Here is a 6,777-nt window from a genome sequence, read left to right as displayed (position 1 = left end):
GCCACCAGCTCAAGGCCGTTCAGCTCGCCGCCCCGCCTGGTGCAGATAGCCGCCCAGCCATCCAGTGGCTCCGACTCGGCCACCAGCTTTGCCGCCATGGCCGTACTGGCCACAGCCTCCAGCTCCGCCAGCGGATAATTACAGCGGATAAAATCCCTGCACTGGGACAAAGGCTGGGAATGGGACAAAATCTTCCTGATAGGCACGCCCTCAACCTCTGATTTTTTCACCATGAGATTGTTGTGGACACCCCAGATAAGCTCCCGCACCACGCAGAGGTGGTCACTGCCGGCCAGGGTATCCAGCGTGATGTTGATGGAGCCCTCAATGGAATTTTCCACAGGCACCAGGCAGGAATCCAGCACACCCTGCTCCACGGCATGAATCGCCTCGTAAATATTGCCGCAGGGTACCAGTCCGTAACGCATCGGCAACAGGCTGTTCAAATGAATAGCCGCCGCTTCGCTGTGGGTGCCGGGAGGCCCCAAAAATCCCATCTTGCTCATCTGACCATATCTCCCATAAACATCACTGCACTACCACGGAACGCCAGCCGCCCTGCAGGACAGCTGACATTAACGCACCTTATATTATATCGTATGATTTCGTATGATTCAAGAATTGTTTCCAAATTTAATCGGCTTTTATCCGGGTCGGCATGCCTGATTAAATCTCTCCCTTGTCTATCAGGCCGATAACGTATGAGGCCAGATGCTCATCACAGGTCACGCCCACAATATCTGCCGCCGCCTTGGTATCCTCATGGGCATTGCCGGAAGCCACGCCCACATCCGCCATCTCCAGCATATAGGTATCATTGCCATAATCCCCCTGGGCAATAATCCTTCTGCCCCTGTTCTCAGGCAGCTGGCGCAGGTATTTCAGCATGTGCCCCTTGGAGGCCTCCTTGTCCACAAACTCATAGCAGACATCCGCCGCAAAAAAATTATTGGAAATCTCGTCCATGCCCATTTCCTTTGCCGCCGCTGCCATCCGGCGGATAAGCGCAGGCTCCCCGTGCACCATGAGCTTCAGCCAGTCCTTGTCCGTCACCTCGGTCAAAGGGCAGAAAACATGCTCATAGGTGGCGCGTTCCCACAGGGGATCCTCCAGATTAATCCTGCTGACCACATAGCAGACCTCGGAGGTAAATACCTGTGTGCACAAATCTGGAAAGCTTTCCACTGCAAAGGCCGCAAAATCACGCCATTTCTGCCCCTGCAGGGTCACAGCCCTGGTGATTTTATCCTGCCTGTAGTCATAGAGCATGGCACCGTTAAAAAACACGCAGGAGGTATTTATCTCAATGCCCTGCAAAAACTGCCGCGTATCCTCCGGCGTCCTGCCGGTGGCAACGCAGAAATTGCCGCCCCCCTCCGTAAAACGCCGCAGGGCTTCCCTGTTTTCCCTGGAAACCTCCCGCCTGGAACTGAGCAGTGTCCCGTCCATATCCGAAATCAGCACATAATCACTGTATTTACCCATCCGACAGCCTCCTAAAAATAAACAATATCTATCCGCAATACCTGCAAACGGCATTGATGAAGCAATACCATTCTGCATCATTTCACAATTTTCAGCTCCCGCTCCTGCATGTAGCGCTTGGGGGACACATACAGGTACTTTTTAAACACCTGACAGAAATTCTTGTACTCCCCGAAGCCCGTATGCTCTGCCACCTCGTAGACCTTGTACCTGCCATCCTCCAGCAGCTTCAGCGCTTCCTGCAGCCTGTAGCGCGCCAGCAGTGTGCCAAAGGTATGGCCGGTGGCTTCTTTTAGCTTGCGGCTCAGGTAGCTGGTGCTGACCTGCATTGCCTCCGCACAATCCTCTATGCTGAGCCTTGAGGCATACTCCGCCTGAATTTTTTCCAGCGTCTGCCGCACATAAACATTGAGCCCCTCATGCATCAGCAGCTCCTGCCAGTCCACCAGCCCGTCTGCCCCGGTACTGCCATCCCCGGCAGTCTCCGCGGCTCCGTCAGCATTTTCCCCGCCACTGCCATCGGCAGGGCTATCGCGCCTGTCAGCCCCATGAAGCGCCTTGTCCTGATTGAGCCGCGCCAGAAGACTGGCCAGCTCCTCCTCATCCACGGGCTTCAGCAGATAGTCGCAGGCATTCAGCCGCACCGCCTGCCGAGCATACTCAAAATCCGCATAGCTGGTGAGGAACACAACCTTCATCCACGGATACCGCTCCGCCAGCACCTTCGCCATGTCCAGCCCGTTCATGCGGGGCATCTTGATATCCGTCAGCACCACATCAGGATGAACTGCCGCCGCTATTTCCAGCCCTTCCACGCCATCGGCCGCCTCCCCTACGACCCGGGCATCCATGGACTGCCAGTCCACCGTACAGGCCAGCCCCATGCGGATGATTTCCTCATCCTCCACAATAGCTATTTTCAGCACCGCATATCATCTCCTTCCCTCTCCGCCGGCCGTTGCCGCATAGATAGAGGCAGTTTCAGCTCCACCAGAGTGCCGCCCTGCTCCCCGGAATGAACCGCCACGCCGTACTTTTCCCCATACATCAGGCGCAGGCGGCGATGCACGTTGTAGATTCCCGTATGCACCGTGGGATTGTCCCTGCCCTGCAAAAGCAGCTGCAGTGCCTTCATCTGCTCCGGCGGTATCGGCGCCCCTCCATTGGCCACGCTGATAATAAGCTCCCCCTCCATCTCATACACTCCCAGCCGCACGCTGATGGAGCCGTCCTCCGCCTCGCCATACTTGATAGCATTCTCCAAAATCGGCTGAAAAATCAGCTTGGGGATTTTCACCCTGTCCATATCCACCTGCAAATCAAACTCGCAGTGCAGTCTTTTGCCAAAGCGGTACTGCATGATTTCCAGATAGGCCCTGGTATATTTCCACTCCTCTGCCAGCGTCACCTCCTGCACCAGATTATTGATGCCGTAACGCAAAATCGAGGACAGATTCACCACCATCTTCACTGCCGCCGCAGGATTCAGCCGTATCATGAACTTGATGTTTTCCAGCGTATTAAAAATAAAATGGGGATGAAACTGCGCTTCCAGCTGGCGCATCTCAAAGATGGTATTCAGCTCCTCCACAGCCTTCGCCCGCGCCTTGCTTTCCTGCCGCGCCAGATAGAGAAGCACCGGCAGCATGATAGAAAGCATCCCTAAGAGCACCGCCGCCGCCATTTCATATCTGGCCTTCAAATCGCTGACAGGCATGGCGCTGTACAGGTAAAAATCGCTCTCCCCGATTCGCTGGCTGGTGACATAAAAATCCCTCCTGTTAAAATCCGCAGTCTGCCTGTTCTTCCCGGCAAAGGCTTCCGGCAGGGCCTGAAACTCCCCCGCCTGCAAATCAGGGCTGGTTGCCACCTGGGCATAGCCAAAGCTGTTCGTCATAGCAAAATCCATATAGGGCGAGCTGATGGCGTTGGCAAGATAATTGCCGGAAATCACAAACAGCCAGTAGCCTTCAATTTCCCCATCCCGCAAAGCCGCCCTGCCCAGCAGCAGGTCGCTGTTCCTGTGGCTGGTACGGGGGCTGAACTCTGCGATAATCCTGTCCCTGCCTGCGGCCATGCGCTGCCAGATTCCCCAGCTCATGGGCATGGACTGCAAATAAACAGGCAGCTCCGTATGGTTGCTCAGCAGAATCCGTCCGTCCCTGTCCACCAGAAAGAACCGTGTGTCATCATGAGCGATATTCACCTCATGATAAAGCCACTCATAAAGGGCGCGGCGATGCTCCGCGTTGTCTTGAATATTGGCAAAATCACCATTGTTTGCCACGTATTCAATCCGCTGGCCGTAATCCAAAAGCAGCCTGTCCAGCACCTCCGCCGCCACACTCCCGGCCTCCTCACTGCGCTGTACCACATCATGCTGCCAGCTCCACCAGGCAAAGACGGCCAGCAGCACAGCCAGCACAAAAATCGGTGCCAGCGCGTATTTTATCAGGGTTTTCCTTATATCCTGCTGAAAATTTCCCACAAGCTCACCCCTTGCCCTCCGGTTTATCCAAATATTGAACATTCTCCTGAAGCAATTTAATTTATCTATATTATAAACTAAATTGACTCCATAATAAACTTGAAAATTCCCTTTTCATTACCCTTTCATGTAGCACTAAATGCCATCTGACTGCTACCGGAACTGCTACGTGCCATATAAAGCTACTTTGGCAAGGTTTTTTTAGAAACAAGAGGTAACAGCTATTTTGAACTCTACCAAGGGAAAAATTGGCAGAGGTAAAGAATTTTTTGAAAGAGCTTTTGGAGAAAACGAAAAAGAATATTTTAAGCGTTTGTATATGCCTGAAACAATGCTTATTTACAGAAATTTCTATGAGTATGAAACAGGCTTGATTGATGAATGGTGGAACAAACTCAATAATCTTACTGATATTCAAAAAGAAAGTTTCAATAATATCGTTACACTGAATGACTTTTCTAATATCGAATCCCAAACTTCTGATATGTGTATATTAGAAGTTTTAAAATATTATCAGCTTGATAAAAAAGTTTGTAACGCTATTGAATATCAGAAAAGGAGAAAAGAACTGAATATTAAACCTATGCATTAACAAAAAAGGACTGTTGCATTTGATGGTTTTCATCAAGCAACAGCCTTTCTTTTTTACATAGAAATTTTATAATTATCCTCTTGATAGGGTGCAATTCAGACCAGGATGGCTTTTGCATGCAAAACATATTGCCAGTATCAGTTCTTATCAAACTCTACCTTTGATTAAGCAGTTGCATACTCCAATTGCAATTCCTCTACCAGATAGCCGTCACTCATGCAATGCATGTCAGAAATCCCCTTGCTCATCAGCTCATAAGTGACAGAATGATAAAAAAACTCCAATGCCCTGCTCATGGATATATTTTCCGCTTGAGCAAACTGCGCCACAATTCGCGCATATTTTTTTTGCAATAAAATCGGATTTGCTAACATACCTGCTCACTCCTCAAAAATCTCAATACAGATAAGGCTCTGGCTGTACGAAAGCAAACCTGCAAATTAGGTTTTTCGTAGCGCAATCTCCTGATGGCCTCATTTTTATCAATCAAACCGTCAAAATACAATTCCACCGTGTTAAATACCTTGTCATTTGCCACACCGCCTATAACAAGATCATATTCGCTATTATCCTGCTCCCGGCGGCAGCTCAAAATAAAATCCAGCCACGCTTCCGAATAATCCTCAAAAGACAAAACTTTTAACTCAGAATATGCCCCTTCATCAAATTCATACACGGAAATAATCCCCGGACGATGACGTGTTTTCATTCTCTGACACCATTTTTCCGCCTGCTCATAAATAGGCGTAGTGTAAAAACCTTTGCCAAAATCCACTCGGGCACGGGAATGCTGCAAATCCGGATGCACAATTGCCAAATATGAGCCATGATATAAAATCATACTGAAATGCCCCTTTCCCGCATAACCTCAGCCAGCTCGTCCAATATATATTCCTTGTCCTGAGTATGCAGCGTTTCATACCCCGGCACAATATAATCTGCCAGAATACTGCTTTTCTCCGCCAGCAGGCGATACATTTCCGCACCGGTGATATTAAAACGCTGTGCCAGATTTTCAATACAAAAGACAGCAAATTCCAGCTCATTGGCATTTTTGATATTATCCTGCATCTGCATCCTCCTTTGCTTTATATATACGCTACCCCCAAGACCCCATTACATATAGTTGTTGTTTGCCCTCCATAACTCAAGCTAAACAGCTTTAAGTACCTGTTTCTATTATAAACCAAATCTGCCCCATATCAAACCATCAAATATAATTTGACCGTAATAAATGCCAAAGACGAATTATCATATTTTTGCGATAAATAACGATGATTACTTTTGTATCTATCAGGCACGAAAAGGGATGGGTACTGCCGCAAACCAGCCCATCTTTAGCCTGAACGGAGTCAACGAAAAAAATAACTGCCGCAGTGGATTACGGCAGTTATCAGTCAGCTTCGCAAAGTCAGTTAAATTACGTCATATTGAAGGCATCTTACTTGGTGCTGGTGAAAATATCCTTGAACTTATCCAGCCATGCCTTCTTGTTCTGGTTTACCACAGTTTCATCATCCTGAATGATGTTGATGGTCGCCTTATCCTGCAATCCCTGTGGCGCAGGCACATCATCGCGGACGGAGCGGCGATGCAGTTTCTGGGCAATCAGGGTCTGGGCTTCCTTGCTGGTAATAAAGTCGATAAACTTCTTGGCATTTTCCATGTGCTTGGCATTCTTGATGATGTAGATGCCGTCCGGCTTGGAGATTACGCCCTCCTTCATGTAGACCAGCTTCACAGGCGCACCGTCAGCCACATACTTGGCGCCACCTTCCTCAAAGGTCAGGCCCACAGCATACTCACCGTCAGCCACGCCCTTGTACACGGCAGAGGAACCGGACAGGAGCTTGCCATCCAGATTACTGCACAGCTTCTCCACATAAGCCCAGCCGTTATCAGGATTGCCGTTGCCCATGGCGTACAGCATATTGACCAGATGCTCATAGGAAGAGGATGATTTGGACGGATCAGCCGTGGCGATTTTGCCCTTCAGGGCAGGATTCAGCAAATCCTCATAGCCTTCAACCTTGATGTCCCCAATCAGGTTGGTATTTACCATGATAACGCTTGGAATATCGGTAAATCGGGTAAGAGGCCCCTCGGTATTCTTGAAGGCCGGCTGAATATGCTCCTCGTTCACAGAAGTATAATCCTCAAACAAATCAGCCTTCGGCTTCATGGTGTTCAGGGAACCGCCCCAGAAAATATC

Annotated in this window: 9 protein-coding genes; 1 reads left to right on the top strand and 8 read right to left on the bottom strand. The window is 49.6% G+C overall.

Annotated features, from left to right (window positions below):
* The 4 genes from ACI3UA_RS02665 to ACI3UA_RS02650 all read right to left on the bottom strand — a co-directional run.
* A partial coding sequence (locus ACI3UA_RS02665; protein ID WP_439723285.1) for a prephenate dehydratase domain-containing protein occupies positions 1–506 on the bottom strand: 506 nt, incomplete at its 3' end.
* Between the two features lie 160 nt (positions 507–666).
* Positions 667–1,485: an HAD hydrolase family protein gene (locus ACI3UA_RS02660; protein WP_439723284.1), complete on the bottom strand. Its 819-nt coding sequence runs from the start codon at positions 1,483–1,485 to the stop codon at positions 667–669.
* 77 nt (positions 1,486–1,562) lie between these two features.
* Positions 1,563–2,411: a response regulator transcription factor gene (locus tag ACI3UA_RS02655; RefSeq protein WP_439723283.1), complete on the bottom strand. Its 849-nt coding sequence runs from the start codon at positions 2,409–2,411 to the stop codon at positions 1,563–1,565.
* Positions 2,405–3,973 carry a histidine kinase gene (locus ACI3UA_RS02650; RefSeq protein WP_439723282.1) on the bottom strand — a complete coding sequence of 523 codons (1,569 nt, stop codon included), beginning with the start codon at positions 3,971–3,973 and terminating at the stop codon, positions 2,405–2,407. The genes ACI3UA_RS02655 and ACI3UA_RS02650 overlap by 7 nt, the downstream gene beginning before the upstream one ends.
* Positions 3,974–4,199: 226 nt before the next feature.
* On the opposite strand from ACI3UA_RS02650, the gene ACI3UA_RS02645 reads away from it, so the two are divergent.
* A complete protein-coding gene (locus ACI3UA_RS02645) occupies positions 4,200–4,565 on the top strand; it encodes a hypothetical protein (RefSeq protein ID WP_439723281.1) in 366 nt (121 codons plus the stop codon).
* A gap of 164 nt (positions 4,566–4,729) precedes the next feature.
* Here the strand turns inward: ACI3UA_RS02645 and ACI3UA_RS02640 are convergent, their stop codons facing one another.
* From ACI3UA_RS02640 to ACI3UA_RS02625, 4 genes are all read right to left on the bottom strand, one after another.
* Positions 4,730–4,861, bottom strand: a complete 132-nt coding sequence (locus ACI3UA_RS02640; RefSeq protein WP_439723280.1) for a hypothetical protein — start codon at positions 4,859–4,861, stop codon at positions 4,730–4,732.
* A gap of 71 nt (positions 4,862–4,932) precedes the next feature.
* The gene (locus ACI3UA_RS02635) at positions 4,933–5,406 is read right to left on the bottom strand and encodes a DUF3990 domain-containing protein (RefSeq protein WP_439723279.1); all 474 of its coding nucleotides are present in this window, start codon (positions 5,404–5,406) and stop codon (positions 4,933–4,935) included.
* Positions 5,403–5,636 (bottom strand): DUF3791 domain-containing protein, encoded by a 234-nt coding sequence (locus ACI3UA_RS02630; RefSeq protein ID WP_439723278.1) that lies wholly within the window; start codon positions 5,634–5,636, stop codon positions 5,403–5,405. Before ACI3UA_RS02630 ends, ACI3UA_RS02635 begins: the two co-directional genes overlap by 4 nt.
* A 370-nt stretch (positions 5,637–6,006) precedes the next feature.
* The coding region (locus tag ACI3UA_RS02625; protein ID WP_439723277.1) for an extracellular solute-binding protein at positions 6,007–6,777 on the bottom strand (771 nt) is incomplete at its 5' end.

The organism is Anaerovibrio sp. (assembly GCF_051866355.1).
Classification (GTDB): Bacteria; Bacillota; Negativicutes; order Selenomonadales; family Selenomonadaceae; genus Anaerovibrio.
This window is presented reverse-complemented; position numbering and strand designations above follow the sequence as displayed.